Genomic DNA, 16953 nt, shown 5'->3' with positions numbered 1-16953 from the left:
AAACCACCCGTACCGGTGAAGGCAGGTGCGCGGGAAGCGGAGTACCGCCGCAAAAACCCTTCGTACGGGGCGGATTGGCGATGCTAACTTCCTCGACGTGGCAAAACTCAATCAGATCATCGCAGTGGAGAAAGGCGTCAAGTCCAAGGCTCACCAGGACCTGACGGCGGCGCATCACGGCCTCCAGAAGGCCGGGCTGCTGGCCGGGATCTCCCGGACCTATCAGCCGAAGGACGAAGAGGGTGAACAGCTTCCGCCGGAGTCGACACTGGTGCAGATCAAGGCCGAGGACGTGCTGCGGAACACCGCGGCGACGCTGACCCGGCTCTTCGATGTCACAGCCACGAAGGACTGGGCGAACTGTGCGGCCCGCGCGGATGTGAAGGTCGACGGCCGGGTGCTCGTCGCCGATGTCCCGGTGTCGTATCTGCTCTTTCTGGAGAAGCAGCTGACGGACATCAACACTTTCGTGCGCAAGCTGCCGGTGCTCGACGCTGCTGAGGCGTGGACGCAGGACCCGTCGACGGACTCCTGGAAGACCGAGCCGGTCCGCACGCTCCGCACGAAGAAGGTGCCCCGCAACCATGTAAAAGCGGAGGCCACCGAGAAGCACCCGGCGCAGGTCGAGGTGTACTACGAGGACGTGCCGATCGGTTACTGGACGACCGTGAAGTTCTCCGGGTCTCTTCCCGCGCGGCGTATCAATGAACTTCTGGACCGGGTGGAGAAGCTCCAGCAGGCCGTGAAGTTCGCCCGCGAGGAGGCCAACGGCGTGGAGGTCACCGACCAGCGGGTGGGTGATGCGGTATTCGGTTACCTCTTCGGGTGACCGACCATGGATTCCCCGGCCACATCGTCACGGCCGGGGTGCGCGAGGAGCGCAAGCTGAAACTGAAGCTTGTCGTGACGACGCGGTTCCGGTGGAGGTTCGAGTCCTCCCCCCGGCATTCGGGCCGCACCGATTCGGTCGGTGCGGCCGCACGGGCCGGGGTGGCCCAAATGGCAGAGGCAGACCGCGATCAATCTCAGACTCTTGCTCCAGACTCAGCATTCGCCGCCGATCGCCGGATCAAACGGGCTCGGGCCCATGCGCGTCGAGATGTTGGTTCGACTCCAACCCGCGGAGCTTCGATCTGCGGTCGTCTAAAGGAAGGACGCGGCGACATTACGACTGACCCGGGCTCTTAAAAGTGCCGGCGTGCCGAATGGGCGGCATCACTCAGGGCCCGGGGGCCGGCTACGCCCCCGGGCCCGCTCCCGTTTCCGGCCCCTGCCGTGTGTCGCCCGCGAGCGATACCCCGCGTCCGGCGAAGAAGCGCTCGAAGTCCATCAGGGGCAGTTCCGCGGCCCGAGTCGTGGCCGTCGTGCCCGACGGGTTGTGGAAGTGGACGCCGTTGCCGTCCGGGGTACGGGACGTCACCAGCACCAGGTGCCCGCCCCGGCCCGGAGCAGGCCGCTCCGGATGCCGGATCCCGTAGTGCACCGACGCCATCACCGTCCGTCTCTCGTCGAGCAGGGCCACGATCTCGTCAGTGGACAGGTGGCGGTGGACCGTGGCTTCGAGGCCGTGCACCTCGCGCACGTACTCCGCGAAGGGCGCGTAGACCAGGCCCCGGATCGCCCCCTCCGTATCCTCCGTGTACGCCCCGTACTTGAGCGCCCCGTCACGCAGGGCGAACAGCTTCGGGGCGCCGGAGCCGAGCGCCATACGCAGACAGGTCGCACCGCACAGGTGACCTGCCCAGCGCGCGTACTCGGCGGGGGAGTCCGCCCCGGAGTCCGCCCAGCCCGGGTCGTCGGCCGGATCGAGTCCGCCCTCGACGATCGCGCCGACGAGTCCGGGCGAGGCGAACTGCGTGTGGACGGGCAGCCGGCAGGTGGGGCAGGTCACTGACGGTATCCGTTCAGGAAGCGGCCGATGCGGCTGATCGCCGCGTCGAGATCGTCAGCGTACGGGAGGGTCAGGATCCGGAAGTGGTCGGGACGCGGCCAGTTGAAGCCGGTGCCCTGCACCACCTGGATCTTCTCGCGCAGCAGCAGATCGAGGACGAACTTCTCGTCGTCGACGATGTTGTGCACCTTCGGATCGATGCGCGGGAACGCGTACAGCGCACCCTTCGGCTTCACGCACGACACCCCTGGGATCTCGTTCAGCTTCTCCCAGGCCCGGTTGCGCTGCTCGTACAGCCTGCCGCCCGGCGCCACCAGCTCACGGATGGACTGCCGGCCGCCGAGCGCCGCCTGAATGGCGTACTGGGCGGGCGCGTTCGGGCACAGCCGCATGGAGGCGAGCATGGTCAGGCCCTCCAGATAGTTGCCGGCGTGCTGCTGCGGACCCGACACCACCATCCAGCCGGAGCGGAACCCCGCCACCCGGTACGTCTTGGACAGACCGCTGAAGGTGAGGCAGACCAGGTCGGGGGCGAGGACCGCCACACTGTGGTGCTCGGCGTCGTCGTACAGGATCTGGTCGTAGATCTCGTCGGCGAGGACCAGCAGACCGTGCCTGCGCGCCAGGTCGAGGATGCCTTCGAGGATCTCGCGCGGATAGACGGCGCCGGTCGGGTTGTTCGGGTTGATGATCACGACGGCCTTGGTGCGGTCGGTGATCTTCGACGCCATGTCGGCGAGGTCCGGGTTCCAGTCCGACGCCTCGTCGCAGGTGTAGTGCACGGCCTTGCCGCCCGCCAGGGTGACCACCGCGGTCCACAGCGGATAGTCGGGCGAGGGGATCAGCACCTCGTCGCCGTCCTCCAGCAGTGCCTGTACGGACATGGAGATCAGCTCGGACACCCCGTTGCCGAGGAAGATGTCGTCCACCCCGACATCGGTCAGGCCCATCGCCTGGTAGCGCTGCGCCACCGCGCGACGGGCGGAGAGGATGCCGCGCGAATCGCTGTAGCCGTGGGCCTGCGGGAGCATCCGGATCATGTCCTGGACGATCTCCTCCGGCGCCTCGAAACCGAAGAGCGCGGGGTTGCCCGTGTTGAGGCGGAGGACGCTGTGGCCCGCCTCCTCCAGGGCGTTGGCGTGCTCGATGACCGGGCCCCGGATCTCGTAACAGACCTCGTTGAGCTTGCTGGACTGCCGGAACTCCATGCGGTGGCCTCCCCGACCTGATTGCGATACTTGGTTTTACCAAGCTCGGGCTTGGAAAGTCCAACAACATGTCTAGACTGCGTCGCATGCCACGTCAGCAGCAGCCGCCCGCACGCTCCGCGCGCCGCCGAAGTTACGACCAGTTCTGCGCCACCGCCCGGGCCCTCGACTCCGTCGGCGACCGGTGGACCCTGCTGATAGTCCGTGAACTGCTGGCCGGACCACGCCGCTACACCGATCTGCACGCGGACCTTCCCGGCGTCAGTACGGACGTCCTCGCCTCCCGCCTCAAGGACATGGAGCAGAGCGGCCTGGCCACCCGCCGACGGCTGCCGCCGCCCGCCGCCGCCTCGGTGTACGAACTGACCGAGCGCGGCCACGGGTTGCTGCCGGTCCTCGCCGCGCTCGCCGAGTGGGGCGCGCCCGCGATCGGCGAACGGCGGCCGACGGACGCGGTGCGGGCCCACTGGTTCGCGCTTCCGCTGTTGCGGGTGCTGGAGGGTCTGACTCACCGAGGAGTCGTCGAAGTCCACCTCGACGAGGGGGAGTTCCACGTGCGGGTGGGTGGACCGGCCGACGGTGAGGGGGTGTACGGGGATGGGCCCGCCGCTCACGCCGATGCCCGGATCACGCTCGACGTCGAGCTCTGCCTCGCGCTCGGGCGGGGCGACTGCACGCTCGCCGAGGTCGTGAAGGACGGACGGATCGAGGTCGTGGGCGAGGGGCCGCTGGCAGCGGAGCTTCGAGGCGAATGACCATCGTGTGACTGTCGCACGACCGTCGTGTCCGGATGATTCCGCGTGTCAACTTCCGGGTAGCGTCGGGGCATTTGGGATGTCCCGGACGTCGAGGCGGAGAGGGTTCGCATGAGGATCGGCAGACAACAGGAGCGGCGGGAACGGCAGGATCAGCGCGGGCAGCAGGTGCGACTCGGTAAGGCCCTGGTCGTCGGTGGCTGCGTGGCCGCACTTGGCTTCGCACCGTCGGCGGCCGTCGCCACCCCCGGCAGCGGGGTGAGCGGCACCATGGTCGCGAAGGGCACGTCGACCGGGAAGTTGAAGGTCAAGACGCCGAAGGGCCGTACGGATGTGACCTTCCGGACGATCACTGTGGAGCCGGGCGGCTCCACAGGCTGGCACACCCACAGCGGTCAGTTGATCGCGGTCGTCAAATCGGGGACGCTGACGCGCACACTGGACGACTGCTCGGTCGAGGTGACGCCCGCGGGCACGTCGTTCATCGAGCCGGCCGGCGCCCACCACCGCCACATCGGACGTAACCTCGGCACCGAGCCGGTCGTGCTCTGGGTGACCTATCTCCTGCCCGAGGGCAGTGCGCTCTCCGACGACGCCGATGCGGTGGACTGCGGCGCGAAGAGGTGACATGAGGGGGGACGCTCGCCCACCGCCGTCGCCGGCCGTCGGCCGGCGAGCGTCCCGCGTCCCCCGTACGCCTCCGGGGACGCTGCGCGTGCTCGGCGCCCACCCTGCGGATCCCGAGCGGAACTGCGGGCAGCCCCTCGCCGCCGGCGCACGGCGCCGGGAGCGATGATGGACGGGTGCGACTTGAACCGATCACCTGGGAACGGCTGGCCGAAGCGTTTGCCGCGCACGCCGACGGGCTGAGGCCGGCCGACGGCGGGCCGTGGCTCAAGGTCGCTGTCGACGGCGCTCCGGCCGCCCGCACCGGGGAGCTGGCGGAGCGTGTCGCCGAGGCGCTGCGGATCCGCGGCCGTGCGGTGTTCGTCGTGTCCACCCAGGGGTTCCTGCGCCCGGCGAGTCTGCGGTACGAGTACGGCAAGGAGGACCCCGACTCGTACTTCGACAGCTGGTTGGACACGGGTGCGCTGTGGCGCGAGGTCTTCGGACCGCTGGAGGCGGGCGGCAGCGGGCGCGTGCTGCCCGATCTCTGGGACCCTGCGACGGACCGGGCCACCCGCAGTCCGTACCAGCGGCTCCCGGAGGGCGGTGTGCTGGTGGTACATGGGCCGTTGCTGCTCGGGCACTGGTTCCCGTTCGACGCCAGCGTCCACCTGCGGCTCTCGCCCGGTGCGTTGCGGCGGCGTACCGAGGAGAGCGGGCGGTGGACCCTGCCGGCCTTCGCGCGGTACGAGAACGAGGTGGCGCCCGCCGGGCGCGCGGACGTGGTCGTCCGGGCCGACGATCCGCTCCATCCGGCCTGGACCGGTCTGCCCCAGGAGAGTTAGAGGCTGTCCGGTCAGGAAAAGGCCTCGAGGTCACGTACCGGGGCGGCCGCCGACCGTCGTGACCGCCTCGGCCCCCGACCGGCAGCCCGCCGCCGTGGCCGTGGCGTCGTCCGCCCCGGCCAGCCGTGCCGCAAGGAACCCTCCGGTGAAGGCGTCGCCGGCCCCCGTCGAGTCCACCGCTCCGCGCACCGGGACGGCCGGAACACGCCCGGTCACCGTCCCTCCGGTGGCCAGCAGGGCTCCCTCCTCGCCCAGGGTGACGACGACCTTGGGAATCAGAAGGCTCAACTTGGCCGCGGCATCGGCTGTTTCGGGAAGGCCGGTGAGAAGCCGGGCCTCGTCCGCGTTCGGCAGCAGCAGCTCCGTCCCCTCCACGGCCGTCAGGAACGGGCCGACACCGAGCTCGGCGAGGAAGCCCGCGGAGGCGGGGTCCACGCTCGCCGGGATGGAACGCCGCCGGGCCTCCCGCAGGGCGAGCAGGACCGTCGCGCGACTCGTGGCGGCGAAGAGGAGGTAGCCGGAGACATGAAGATGGGCGATGCCGTCGAGCATCGAAGGCGACCAGTTGTCGGGGGACAGACGCAGCACGGCGCCGCTGTCGGTGAGGAAGGTGCGCTCGGCGGCGGAGTCGACGAGCGCGACGACGGTGGCGGTCGGCGCCTCGTCGTCCACGGCCAGCAGCGGACGTACCCCCGCCCGGCGCAGCACATCCTCGTGCCAGGCGGCGGAGTCGGCGCCCACCCGTGCCAGCAGTCGTACGTCCCGGCAGCCCGAACGCACCGCCCAGCAGGCGACATTGGCACCGGCCCCACCCGGCAGCGTGCTGATCCGGGCCACCGTGTCCGTGCCGTGCACGAGAGGCCCCCCGTGCCGCGCCACCACATCCGTGACCACGTCCCCGACGACGAGGAGACCGCCGTCGGTCATTGCGCGGCCGCCGCCATCGGCCCGGCTGTTCCGTGCCCGGCGGCGGACCGGGCAACCGCGATCCGCGCAGCAAGGGATACGTTTCCGCGTACGGCCGCCAGGTTGGCCTCCAACGAAGCCCCTCCCGTTTGCTGCATCAGGTGGTCCAGCAGGAACGGCGTGACGGCCTGCCCCACGATGCCGCGCTCCCGGCACGCGTCCAGCGCCTGGGTCAGCACCCGGTCGTGCAGGGCGGGATCCAGCTGATCCTTCTGCGGCACGGGGTTGGCGACGATCAGCGCCGCGGCGGGACCGCCCAGGGTCTCCCTGGCCCGCATCACCTCCACGACCTCCTCCGGCGTACGCACCGTCCAGTCGACGGGCTCGCCCGAGCTGCTCAGATAGAAACCGGGGAAGTACTCCGTGCCGTAGCCGAGCACGCCGACCCCGAGCGTCTCCAGGCGCTGCAGCGTGGCCGGGACGTCCAGGATCGACTTCACGCCGGCGCACACCACCGTGATGTCGGTGCCGGCAAGCAGCCGGAGATCCGCGGACTCGTCCTGGGTCGCGGTCCAGTCCCGGTGTACGCCGCCGAGGCCGCCGGTCGCGAAGACGCGCAGGCCCGCGCGGGCCGCGAGGAACGCGGTCGCGGACACGGTCGTCGCCCCGCTCGCACCGGCCGCCAGTGCCGGTGCCAGGTCGCGGTGCCCGAGCTTCCGCATCGCCGGATCGTCGGCAACCCTTTCCAACTGGTCCTTGTCCAGGCCGATATGGGCTCGTCCGTCCAGTACGGCGATGGTCGCTGGGACGGCGCCCGCGGATCGCATGAGCCCCTCCAGCTCTTCCGCGACCCGCCGATTTCGAGGGCGCGGCAGCCCGTGCGCGATGATCGTCGACTCCAGGGCCACGGCGGGGCGGTGCGCTGCGAGGGCCTCCTGTACCTCGGCGGAGAGGACCGGTACGTACGGGTGGGCGCTGTCCGGCGCATTCAGTGACATGTCCACATCCCTGTCGCGGCCGGGCTTCCCTCAAACGTGCCCCGGGACCCGAACGGCCGTCGGACCGTGCGGCACGAGTCGGGCGGGTCCGGCCCCTGCGGCCGGTCCTGGTCGCGAGACGTCCTGCAGCGGTCGCTAGGGTGACCGGCCATGACCATATTTGATCAAGCTCCCACCTCCTTCGCCGTGCACATCCCCGACGCCGAGCTCGAGCCGGAGCCGCTCGACCCCGGGCAGATCGTCTCGGGTGAGCCCGTGGTGACCGGCAAGGTGCTGTGGGAGTCCGCCGACGGCAAGCAGGTGCGGGGCATCTGGCAGATCACGCCGGGCGTGGTCACCGACACCGAGGCAGACGAACTGTTCGTGGTCGTCAGCGGGCGCGCGACCGTAGCGGTCGAGAACGGCGCGACACTGCAGATCGGTCCCGGTGACGCCTGCGTCCTGCGCGAGGGCGACCGTACGACCTGGACCGTGCACGAGACGCTGCGCAAGGCGTACCACATCAGCCTCTGAAGTCCCGAGGTCTGTCCCTGGCCGGGCCGGGACGGGGCTGTCCTGCCTCGCGGCCCCCGTCCCGCGATGTCGGTCCTGCGGATCCCGCCCGGTCAGGCGGCGGCGGGCCGGGTCAGCGCGCGGCGAAGTGTCAGTGCCGCCATCGGCAGCAACAGGCACGCGCCGACCGCGTTCAGCCAGCCGTAGCTCGCCTGGGAGACGATCACCCCTGCGACCGCACCGCCGATGCCCGCCGCCGTGTTCATGGTGAGGTCGGACAGGCCCTGCACGGCGGCGCGGGCGGGCTGCGGTACGGAGTCGGTGAGGAGCGCCGACCCGGCGACCAGCCCCGCCGACCAGCCGAGACCGAGCACGAACAGGCCGGCGGCCGTCCGGCCGTGGCTGGGGCCGGCGGTGCCGGCCAGCAGCGCCGCACAGGACAGCAGCCCGGCCGCCAGTCCGATCACGGCGAGCCGTCCGAACCTGTCGGCGAGCCAGCCCATCACCGGCGAGAACGCGTACATGCCCGCGATATGACCGCTGATGACCAGGCCGATCAGCTCGAGGTCCGCGCCGTGGTGGCCCAGGTGGACCGGGGTCATCACCATGATCGACACCATCGCGGTGTGCGAAACGGCAACCGTCAGCAGCGCAAGCCGGGCCATCGGCGAGGCCCGCACCGCCGCCAGGCCGGCACGCAGCGAACGGCCGCCCGCGGACCGGCCGTCCTGCGGCGCCAGCGCCCGTGCGGTGAGCAGCGGATCGGGCCGCAGCAGCACCCCGACCACCACCGCGGCGAGCAGGAAGATCGCCGCCGCCATGAGGAACGGTCCGGCCGTCTCGGATATGGATGTGCCACGGAAGACATGGCCCGCCGGAGCCGCGATGTTGGGCCCGAGGACCGAACCGATCGTGGTGGCCCAGATGACGGTGGAGATCGCCCGTGCTCGACGGTCCGGCTCGGCCAGGTCGGCGGCGGCGAAGCGGGCCTGCAGATTGGCCGACGAACCGGCACCGAACCCGGCCATGCCGAGCAGCAGCAACGGGAAACTGCCCACGACGGTGGCCAGGACCACCAGGGCCGCGCCGAGCGCACCGATCAGATAGGCCAGTACGAGGCCGGGGCGCCGGCCCCGCGAGGTCATCAGCGCGGCCAGCGGCAGCGAGAGCAGCGCCGTACCGGTCACCGACGCCGTCGGGGCGAGACCGGACAGCGCCTCCGATCCGCTCACCTCCGTCGCCAGTACCGGGGCCAGCGCGATACCGATGGGCACGCCGAGCCCGCCGAGTATCTGGCTGGCGATGAGCACCGCCGACGTCCGGCGCCGCAGGGCGGGGAGTTCCGCCGCGGTGACGGGAGAGCCGGGCCCGGCGGGGGTGTCAGGTGCGTCGAGGGCGTTGGTCACCGACCGAGTGTGCCAGCTCGCATGCAGGTGCGAAAACGGGTCCGGGGGCGGCCGTGGCGAGCGGCCTCAGAACAGCGGCTGCGGCAGGACCCCCTCCAGCGCCAGCAGCTGCCGCTTGGTCTCCAGGCCGCCGCCGAAGCCGCCCAGCCCGCCGTCGCTCTCCACCACCCGGTGGCACGGAACCACCACCGGCAGCGGGTTGGACCCCATGGCCGCCCCGACCGCCTGGGCCGCTCCCGGCTGTCCGACACGTCTGGCGAGATCCCCGTACCCGACGACCGTTCCGTACGGCACACCCGCCGCGAGCTCGCGGAGCACCTGACGGTTGAAGCCGGACGTCAACGACCAGTCCAGCGGGAGGGAGAACTCCCGCAACGAACCCGTGAAGTACTCCGCGAGCTGGCGTACCGGCTCGGTGAGGCGGCCGGAGCCAGGTGTCTCCACCGGCTCCGCACCGAGTCGGGCCCGCAGCTGCGCGACCGCCCTGTCCCGCACCGCCGGGACGGCGTGGAAGACGACGCTCACCAGCCCCGCGCCCGTCGCGGCGAGGAGCAGCGGGCCGATGTCGCTGCCGACGACGGTCCACTCGACGGTCCCACCGGTGTCGTTGCCGGCATCCCCGTTGCTGTTCATGGAAACCACCGTACGGCCGGCCACCGACAGCGCAGGAGGAGATGCTCCGCCGGCTGTCAGTCGGTGGCCCTGCGCACCACGTCAGGGGTGTTGGTGATGATCCCGTCGACGTGGAACCCGTCCACCTTCCTGGCGGTGGCCGCGTCGTCGACCGTCCATGTGTTGACCCGGAGCTTCCTGCCGTGCGCGCCCTCCAGCGCGTGCGCCGCCGCCACATAGCGGGAGCTGATCGACCCGTACGACGGGTTGATCTGGTCGGTGAACGCCGCGTACGTCTTCAGATCGGCAACCGCGGGGGTGCCCAGGAAACCGGTGGTGACGTCGGGACGCTGCTCATGCACCTTCTTGATGCTGCCGGCGCTGAAGCTCTGGATCACCAGCCGGTACCTGACGTGACGGGCGTCCAGCCACCCCTTCTGGCGCAGCACCCGCAGCGTCTCCTTCTCGATGCCCGGGTAGCTCTGCGGGCTCTTGATCTCCAGCAGCAGGTTCTGGTCGTTGCGCTCGATCCGGTCCAGGTACTGCGTGAGCGTGGGGATCCGGGTCCCGGCGTACCGGGCGCCGAACCAGCTGCCCGCGTCCAGTCGGGCGATCTCCGCGGCCGTGAAGTCCTTGACCGCCCACGGTGCGCGCTTCGGGAAGACCTTCTCGACGTCGGTGGTCCGCTTCAGGTCGGTGTCGTGGATGACGACCAGCACTCCGTCCTTGGTGAGCTGGACGTCGTTCTCCACCCAGTCGAAGCCGAGGTGGTTGGCCCGGTCGACGGCGGCCAGGGTGTTCTCCGGCGCATACGCCGATGCACCCCGGTGGGCGAGGACGACCGGGGCACCGGGTGTCGGAATGGCCCGCGTGTTCACGACGGTCCGGATGACTTTCTCCGTGCTCGTGTCCATGCGCGCACCCGCAGCCGTGTCCGTTCCGGAATCCGAGGCCTGCGAGTGGGGGATCAGCAGCAGCGCGCCGGCGCCCAGCAGGGCGGCGGCGGCGAGGGAGGCGGTGGCGGTGCGTGCGTACACGTGTACTCCTTGCGTCAGAGTTCCGTCCGGGCCGAGAGTGACAGCCGCCCCCGAACGACGGACCGGCGAAGGATGGCCACGACATGAACGGAAGAGCCGAGACCGGGTCTCTGGCCGATTGAGCTGCCGATAAAATGCAGGTCTTCTGTTTGTTTGCCGGGCATTGCGCCTTAGGGTCACCCCGAACCCGGGCTTCACTCGAAGGGCGTACGAGCATGCAGGGCACAATCGACGGCTTCAGCTATGGGATGGTGACGCCCGCTGCGGCCTTCCTCATGGCGTGCCTCGGCGCGGCCCTGGGGTTGCGCTGCACGACGCGGTCGCTGCGGACCGAGCATTCCTTCAAGGCCGGCTGGCTGGCTCTCGGGGCGACGTCCATAGGCTCCGGCATCTGGACCATGCACTTCATCGCGATGATGGGATTCAGCGTCGACGAGGTGCCGATCGAGTACGACGTCCCGATCACCTTCGCCAGCCTGGCCGTCGCGATCGTCATGGTCGGCATCGGCATCTTCATCGTCGGGTACCAGGGCGTGACCTGGATGGCCATGGTCACCGGCGGCACCATCACCGGCCTCGGCGTGGCCACCATGCACTACCTCGGCATGGCAGGAATGCGCCTCCGGGGGCAGTTCGAGTACGACACGCTCACCGTCGCGCTCTCCGTCGTCATCGCCGTGGTCGCCGCGACGGTCGCACTCTGGGCGGCCGTCTCCATCCGCGGCTTCCTGCCCAGCCTCGGTGCCAGTGTGGTGATGGGCGTGGCGGTGAGCGGGATGCACTACACGGGCATGGCCGCACTCAGTGTCCATCTGCACTCCGCCGTCACCGGCAACGCGGCCGACCGCCCGCCGACCGCACCCCTGATCCCGCTGCTGATCGGCCCCGGCTGCTTCCTCCTGCTCGCCGCCGTGGTCGTGATGTTCGATCCCCTGATGGTGATGGGCGAGCCGGACCGCACCGACCTGGCGGGACAGGGCACCCACGGCATCGGCCGGGCCCCCGGCATCCCCGTCCAGCGGCAGGTCCCGCGGTTCGGCACCTACGCCGACCCGGCGTCCTTCCAGTCGCAGCGTCAGCACACCCCGCCGTCGCGGGACCGGTGACCGGACCCCGGTTGTCAGTGGGGGGTCGTACGGTGGTTCCATGCGGCCCGTTTCGAAGATCGAACGTTCGGTGGCGCCTTTCGAGGTCGTCAGTCCCTACCAGCCCAGCGGCGACCAGCCCACGGCCATCGCCGAGCTGGAACGGCGCATCCGGGCAGGTGAGAAGGATGTGGTGCTGCTCGGCGCGACCGGCACCGGGAAATCGGCGACCACCGCCTGGATGATCGAGAAGCTCCAGCGCCCGACCCTCGTGATGGCGCCGAACAAGACCCTCGCGGCCCAGCTGGCGAACGAGTTCCGCGAACTGCTCCCCAACAACGCCGTCGAGTACTTCGTCTCCTACTACGACTACTACCAGCCCGAGGCGTACATTCCGCAGTCGGACACGTACATCGAGAAGGATTCGTCGATCAACGACGAAGTCGAGCGGTTGCGCCACTCCGCGACGAATTCGCTGCTCACCCGCCGCGACGTGGTCGTGGTCGCCTCGGTCTCCTGCATCTACGGTCTCGGTACGCCGCAGGAGTACGTGGACCGCATGGTCCCGCTCAAGGTGGGCGACGAGATCGACCGCGACCAGCTGCTGCGCCGCTTCGTGGAGATCCAGTACACCCGCAACGACATCGCGTTCACCCGGGGCACCTTCCGGGTGCGCGGCGACACCATCGAGATCTTCCCGGTCTACGAGGAGCTCGCCGTCCGCATCGAGATGTTCGGCGACGAGATCGAGGCGCTCTCCACCCTCCATCCACTCACCGGCGAGGTCATCAGCGAGGACGACGAGCTCTACGTCTTCCCCGCCAGCCACTACGTGGCGGGACCCGAGCGCATGGAGAAGGCCGTCAACGGCATCGAGCAGGAGCTGGAGCTCCGCCTTGCCGAGCTGGAGAAGCAGGGCAAGCTGCTGGAGGCCCAGCGGCTGCGGATGCGCACCACGTACGACATCGAGATGATGCGCCAGATCGGTACCTGCTCCGGTATCGAGAACTACTCGATGCACATGGACGGCCGTGAGCCCGGCACCGCCCCCAACACCCTCCTCGACTACTTCCCCGAGGACTTCCTGCTCGTCATCGACGAGTCGCATGTCACGGTGCCGCAGATCGGCGCGATGTACGAGGGTGACGCCTCCCGCAAGCGCAGCCTCGTCGACCACGGCTTCCGGCTGCCGTCCGCCCTCGACAACCGTCCCCTGAGGTGGGAGGAGTTCGTGGAGCGGATCGGCCAGACCGTCTATCTCTCCGCCACCCCGGGCAAGTACGAGCTGTCCCGCGGCGACGGGTTCGTGGAGCAGATCATCCGCCCCACCGGCCTCGTCGACCCGGAGGTCGTCGTCAAGCCCACCGAGGGTCAGATCGACGACCTGGTGCACGAGATCCGCAAGCGCACCGAGAAGGACGAGCGGGTCCTGGTCACCACCCTCACCAAGAAGATGTCCGAGGACCTCACGGACTACTTCCTGGAGCTGGGCATCCAGGTCCGTTATCTGCACAGTGACGTCGACACGCTGCGCCGCATCGAGCTGCTGCGCGAACTGCGCGCCGGTGAGTACGACGTGCTGGTCGGGATCAATCTCCTGCGCGAGGGGCTCGACCTGCCCGAGGTGTCCCTGGTGGCCATCCTCGACGCCGACAAGGAGGGCTTCCTGCGCTCCGGGACGTCTCTCATCCAGACCATCGGCCGCGCGGCCCGCAATGTGTCCGGCCAGGTCCATATGTACGCCGACAAGATCACCCCGGCGATGGAGAAGGCCATCGACGAGACCAACCGTCGCCGGGAGAAGCAGATCGCGTACAACACCGAGCGCGGCATCGATCCGCAGCCGCTGCGCAAGAAGATCAACGACATCGTCGCGACGATCGCCCGCGAGGAGATCGACACCGAGGAGCTGCTCGGCACCGGCTACCGCCAGGCGAAGGGCGACAAGGCGCCGGTCCCCGCGCTCGCCGGCAAGGCGGGCAAGGCGGGCCGGGCGGCCGGCGCCAAGAAGGCCGGCGCGGTGGTCACCGACCGGCCCGCGACCGAACTCGCCGGGATCATCGAGGAGATGACCGACCGGATGCGGGCAGCCGCCGCGGACCTGCAGTTCGAAGTGGCCGCCCGACTGCGCGACGAGGTCGGCGAGCTGAAGAAGGAGCTGCGTCAGATGCGCGAGGCGGGCCTGGCCTGACCTGCCGTACCGGCGTGTGTTGCAGGACCGACACAAAAACGGTCCAAGGCTGCTGCGCCTTCGGCGTGACTGCGTAGGGTGCTGGGAAACCGCGCACGGACGGATGCGGGGCAAGGGGAGAGGGGACATCGCGTGACGGTCAACATGACCAAGGGTCAGGCCATCAGCTTGCAGAAGAGCGACGGGGGGACCCTGACTGCGGTACGGATGGGACTCGGCTGGCAGGCGGCGCCGCGCCGCGGTCTGTTCGGCTCGCGCACGCGGGAGATCGACCTGGACGCGTCGGCGGTGCTGTTCGCCGACAAGCAGCCGGTCGACGTGGTCTTCTTCCGCCACCTCGTCAGCGACGACGGGTCGGTCAAGCACACCGGCGACAACCTGGTCGGGGGTGCCGGTTCGGGCGGCGACGACGAGGCGATCCTCGTCGACCTGCAGCGCGTGCCGGTCCACATCGACCAGATCGTCTTCACGGTGAACTCCTTCACCGGCCAGACGTTCCAGGAGGTGCAGAACGCCTTCTGCCGCATCGTCGACGAGACCAACGGCCAGGAGCTTGCCCGCTACACGCTCGACGGCGGCGGTCAGTACACCGCCCAGATCATGGCCAAGGTGCACCGCATCGGCGCGGGGTGGCAGATGACGGCCCTCGGCAACCCGGCCAACGGCCGTACGTTCCAGGACCTGATGCCGGCGATCCTGCCGCACCTGTAGGCACGGCCGGACCGACCGGGTCCGGAATCGGTACGCGCAGCTCCCGGAGGCATCGGCCGCCGGGAGCTGCACCACATGCACCGCACCACATGCACGGCATCGCGCGGCACGGCGGATCGCGGCAGCGGATCGCGCAGCATCAACTCGTCGAGGGGACAGGGCAATGACGGCCGAGCTGGTCCGGGGGCAGAACCACACCTTGCCCCAGACCCGTCTGGAGATCCGGGTATCGGCCGGTACGCCCGTCGTGGCCGGTGCCACGCTCGGCGACGAGCGGGGCACCGTGCACGGCATCGAGTGGATCGCCCACCCTGGCTCGCCCCAGCTGCCCGGGCTCGAAGTGTCCAAGCAGGCCGCCGCCGACCACCGGCTGGCCGTGGATCTCGACGCCGTGCCTGCCGCGGTGCACCGCGTCACCGTGCTGCTGGCCCTGCCCATGGAGGCCGGCGGTCCGGTCAGATTCGGCGCGGTCGCCGCGCCCTTCGTCGCCGTCACCGGCCTCGAAGGCACCGAGATCGCCACCTTCACACTCACCGGCCTCGACGCCGAGTCAGCGGTCGCCGCCGTGGAGCTCTACCGGCGGCAGGGTGACTGGAAGGTCCGCGCGGTCGGCCAGGGATATGCGGGCGGCCTGGCGGCGATGCTCGCCGACCAGGGGGTGTCGGGAGCGGCGGAGCTGGCCCGGTCGATCCACGAGGCGGTCGCCCGGGGTATGGCCCGCTCGGTGGCGCCGCCCCCACCTCGCACCCCGGAGGGGGACCGGGTCCGCCACACTGCGGCGATCGGCGACGCGGCCCCGTCCGTCGACCCGCCGGCCGGCCCCGCACCCACCCGGCCCACAGCCCCCACGGGCCCCACCACGGACTCCCCCGCGGGCGGCCCCGCTGCGGGGCCGGGCGCGGGTCCCGCCACGGGGCCCATCAACTACGCGCACCCACGCCGCCAGGCGACCGCGCCCCCGCCGCCCCCGCCCACCGCACCCCCCGCCGAACCTGGCCGGCCCGCGCAGCCCGTCGCCGGGGACGCGACCGGCTGGTCCATGGAGGAGCGCCTCTACAACCAGGTGTGGGGCATGTTCGAGGACCTGGCCCGCACCACCGCCGCGTACCGCAGCGCCGTCGACTTCGCCGAGTCCCGCATGGACCAGGAGCTCGACCGGGCGCTGTCCGATCCGCGCAACAGGATCGGCGGGGCGGGCGACCGGGCCCGCCAGGAGGCCCGCGCCAAGCGTGACCAGCTGACCGACCGGGCCCGTGAGGCGCTCGACCGTGATCTCGCGCAGCTCGCCGCGGAGTCCGCCGTCGTCGAGCCCGCGCTCCCCGCCGCGTTCGCGGCCTGGGACAACCCCGTGTGGCATGCCTACCGCGTCCCCATGGAGATCCCCATGGCCCTGCGGATCGGTGACCTCCATCTGCCCGAGAACCCCGGCCTGCACATCCCCTTGCTCGTACGACTGCCGCTCGAGCGCGGCATCTGGGTCGACAGTGGGCGTACGGCATCCGAAGCCGCGGCTCTGATCGATACGGACCGGCTCCGCCGCCTCGCCATGGACAACGCGGTCGCGCACGCCGCCAGGCTGCTCGCCGTCTACCCCGCGGGCGAGTTCTCCGTCCATGTCATCGACGCCGCGGGCTCGGCGGCGGCAGCGCTCGCGCCTCTGGTGAACTCCGGTGTGCTCGCCGGGCCGCCCGCCGCCGGTGCCGGGGGAGTGGCATCGGTCCTCGCCCGTCTCACCCGGCGGGTCGATCTGGTGCAGATGGCGATCCGGGCCGGCGCCGCCGACTCGCTCCCGCCTGACCTGGACACAGCCGAGCAACTGCTGATCGTCAACGACTTCCCGCACGGCTTCGACGACCGGGCCGTCACCCAGTTGCGCTATCTGGCCGACGAGGGGCCCTCGGTCGGCGTTCATCTGCTGATGGTCGCGGACCGGGAGGACGCGAGTGCCTACGGGCCGGTGCTCGATCCGCTGTGGCGGTCGCTGCTGCGGATCACCCCGGTCGCCGACGACCACCTGGCCGATCCCTGGGTCGGCCATGCCTGGACGTACGAGCCGTTGAGGACGCCGGCCGGCAGCCGGGTCCTGGAGCAGGTCCTCGCCCAGGTGGCCGCTGCCCGGCGCACGGGCCGGCGACCTTAAGCGCAAAGGCCTCTCTAGCACTCCCTGACCTGGGCTTTTGGGTGATCTTTACCCTGGGCTTTACCTTTTC

General features: G+C 70.3%; 16 protein-coding genes and 1 pseudogene. 10 read left to right on the top strand and 7 right to left on the bottom strand.

The genetic code is table 11. From position 1 onward, the window contains the following. Positions 1–97: 97 nt before the first annotated feature. Entirely contained in the window at positions 98–829 is a 732-nt protein-coding gene (locus ACFYP5_RS06080) for a hypothetical protein (RefSeq protein ID WP_389031229.1), read from the top strand. 32 nt (positions 830–861) lie between these two features. Then, positions 862–947 (top strand): annotated as a pseudogene (locus ACFYP5_RS06075). 290 nt (positions 948–1237) lie between these two features. Here ACFYP5_RS06075 and ACFYP5_RS06070 read toward each other — a convergent pair. Together ACFYP5_RS06070 and ACFYP5_RS06065 are read right to left on the bottom strand one after the other, a co-directional pair. Beyond that, on the bottom strand, positions 1238–1891 hold the full coding sequence (locus tag ACFYP5_RS06070; RefSeq protein WP_389031226.1) for a peptidase: 654 nt from the start codon (positions 1889–1891) through the stop codon (positions 1238–1240). Then, complete coding sequence (locus ACFYP5_RS06065) at positions 1888–3099, bottom strand: pyridoxal phosphate-dependent aminotransferase (protein WP_313936747.1); 1212 nt, start codon at positions 3097–3099, stop codon at positions 1888–1890. The genes ACFYP5_RS06070 and ACFYP5_RS06065 overlap by 4 nt, the downstream gene beginning before the upstream one ends. An 86-nt stretch (positions 3100–3185) precedes the next feature. Between ACFYP5_RS06065 and ACFYP5_RS06060 the strand changes: the two genes are divergently transcribed. The 3 genes from ACFYP5_RS06060 to ACFYP5_RS06050 all read left to right on the top strand — a co-directional run bounded on the left by ACFYP5_RS06060 (position 3186) and on the right by ACFYP5_RS06050 (position 5305). Then, positions 3186–3854 (top strand): winged helix-turn-helix transcriptional regulator, encoded by a 669-nt coding sequence (locus ACFYP5_RS06060; protein WP_389031224.1) that lies wholly within the window; start codon positions 3186–3188, stop codon positions 3852–3854. A gap of 111 nt (positions 3855–3965) precedes the next feature. Next, positions 3966–4481: a cupin domain-containing protein gene (locus tag ACFYP5_RS06055; RefSeq protein WP_389031221.1), complete on the top strand. Its 516-nt coding sequence runs from the start codon at positions 3966–3968 to the stop codon at positions 4479–4481. A 176-nt stretch (positions 4482–4657) separates the two neighbouring features. Beyond that, positions 4658–5305, top strand: a complete 648-nt coding sequence (locus tag ACFYP5_RS06050) for a uridine kinase (protein WP_389031218.1) — start codon at positions 4658–4660, stop codon at positions 5303–5305. 30 nt (positions 5306–5335) lie between these two features. Here ACFYP5_RS06050 and ACFYP5_RS06045 read toward each other — a convergent pair whose 3' ends face one another. Beyond that, on the bottom strand, positions 5336–6232 hold the full coding sequence (locus ACFYP5_RS06045) for a carbohydrate kinase family protein (RefSeq protein WP_389031215.1): 897 nt from the start codon (positions 6230–6232) through the stop codon (positions 5336–5338). Beyond that, positions 6229–7209: a pseudouridine-5'-phosphate glycosidase gene (locus ACFYP5_RS06040; protein ID WP_389031212.1), complete on the bottom strand. Its 981-nt coding sequence runs from the start codon at positions 7207–7209 to the stop codon at positions 6229–6231. Before ACFYP5_RS06040 ends, ACFYP5_RS06045 begins: the two co-directional genes overlap by 4 nt. A gap of 150 nt (positions 7210–7359) precedes the next feature. On the opposite strand from ACFYP5_RS06040, the gene ACFYP5_RS06035 reads away from it, so the two are divergent. Beyond that, positions 7360–7722, top strand: coding sequence for a cupin domain-containing protein (locus tag ACFYP5_RS06035; RefSeq protein ID WP_389031209.1), 363 nt, complete (start codon positions 7360–7362; stop codon positions 7720–7722). Between the two features lie 92 nt (positions 7723–7814). On the opposite strand, the gene ACFYP5_RS06030 is transcribed toward ACFYP5_RS06035, so the two are convergent. The 3 genes from ACFYP5_RS06030 to ACFYP5_RS06020 form a co-directional block, all read right to left on the bottom strand. Continuing rightward, positions 7815–9107: an MFS transporter gene (locus tag ACFYP5_RS06030; RefSeq protein ID WP_389031207.1), complete on the bottom strand. Its 1293-nt coding sequence runs from the start codon at positions 9105–9107 to the stop codon at positions 7815–7817. A gap of 66 nt (positions 9108–9173) precedes the next feature. Then, positions 9174–9740 (bottom strand): methylated-DNA--[protein]-cysteine S-methyltransferase, encoded by a 567-nt coding sequence (locus ACFYP5_RS06025; protein WP_389031204.1) that lies wholly within the window; start codon positions 9738–9740, stop codon positions 9174–9176. Positions 9741–9796: 56 nt separating this feature from the next. Continuing rightward, positions 9797–10756, bottom strand: coding sequence for a glycerophosphodiester phosphodiesterase (locus tag ACFYP5_RS06020; protein WP_389031202.1), 960 nt, complete (start codon positions 10754–10756; stop codon positions 9797–9799). Positions 10757–10971: 215 nt separating this feature from the next. On the opposite strand from ACFYP5_RS06020, the gene ACFYP5_RS06015 reads away from it, so the two are divergent. From ACFYP5_RS06015 to ACFYP5_RS06000, 4 genes are all read left to right on the top strand, one after another. Next, the gene (locus tag ACFYP5_RS06015) at positions 10972–11862 is read left to right on the top strand and encodes an MHYT domain-containing protein (RefSeq protein WP_389031200.1); all 891 of its coding nucleotides are present in this window, start codon (positions 10972–10974) and stop codon (positions 11860–11862) included. A gap of 40 nt (positions 11863–11902) precedes the next feature. Beyond that, positions 11903–14032 carry an excinuclease ABC subunit UvrB gene (gene uvrB / locus ACFYP5_RS06010; protein WP_389031197.1) on the top strand — a complete coding sequence of 710 codons (2130 nt, stop codon included), beginning with the start codon at positions 11903–11905 and terminating at the stop codon, positions 14030–14032. A 132-nt stretch (positions 14033–14164) separates the two neighbouring features. Continuing rightward, a complete protein-coding gene (locus ACFYP5_RS06005) occupies positions 14165–14743 on the top strand; it encodes a TerD family protein (RefSeq protein WP_327124342.1) in 579 nt (192 codons plus the stop codon). Positions 14744–14906: 163 nt separating this feature from the next. Continuing rightward, a complete protein-coding gene (locus ACFYP5_RS06000) occupies positions 14907–16883 on the top strand; it encodes a TerD family protein (RefSeq protein WP_389031195.1) in 1977 nt (658 codons plus the stop codon). The last annotated feature ends 70 nt before the right edge of the window (positions 16884–16953 follow it).

Origin of the sequence: Streptomyces sp. NPDC005262 (assembly GCF_042872425.1) — a bacterium.
Classification (GTDB): Bacteria; Actinomycetota; Actinomycetes; order Streptomycetales; family Streptomycetaceae; genus Streptomyces.
Note: the sequence above shows the minus strand (reverse complement) of the source record. Positions and strands in the feature narration are given on the sequence as shown.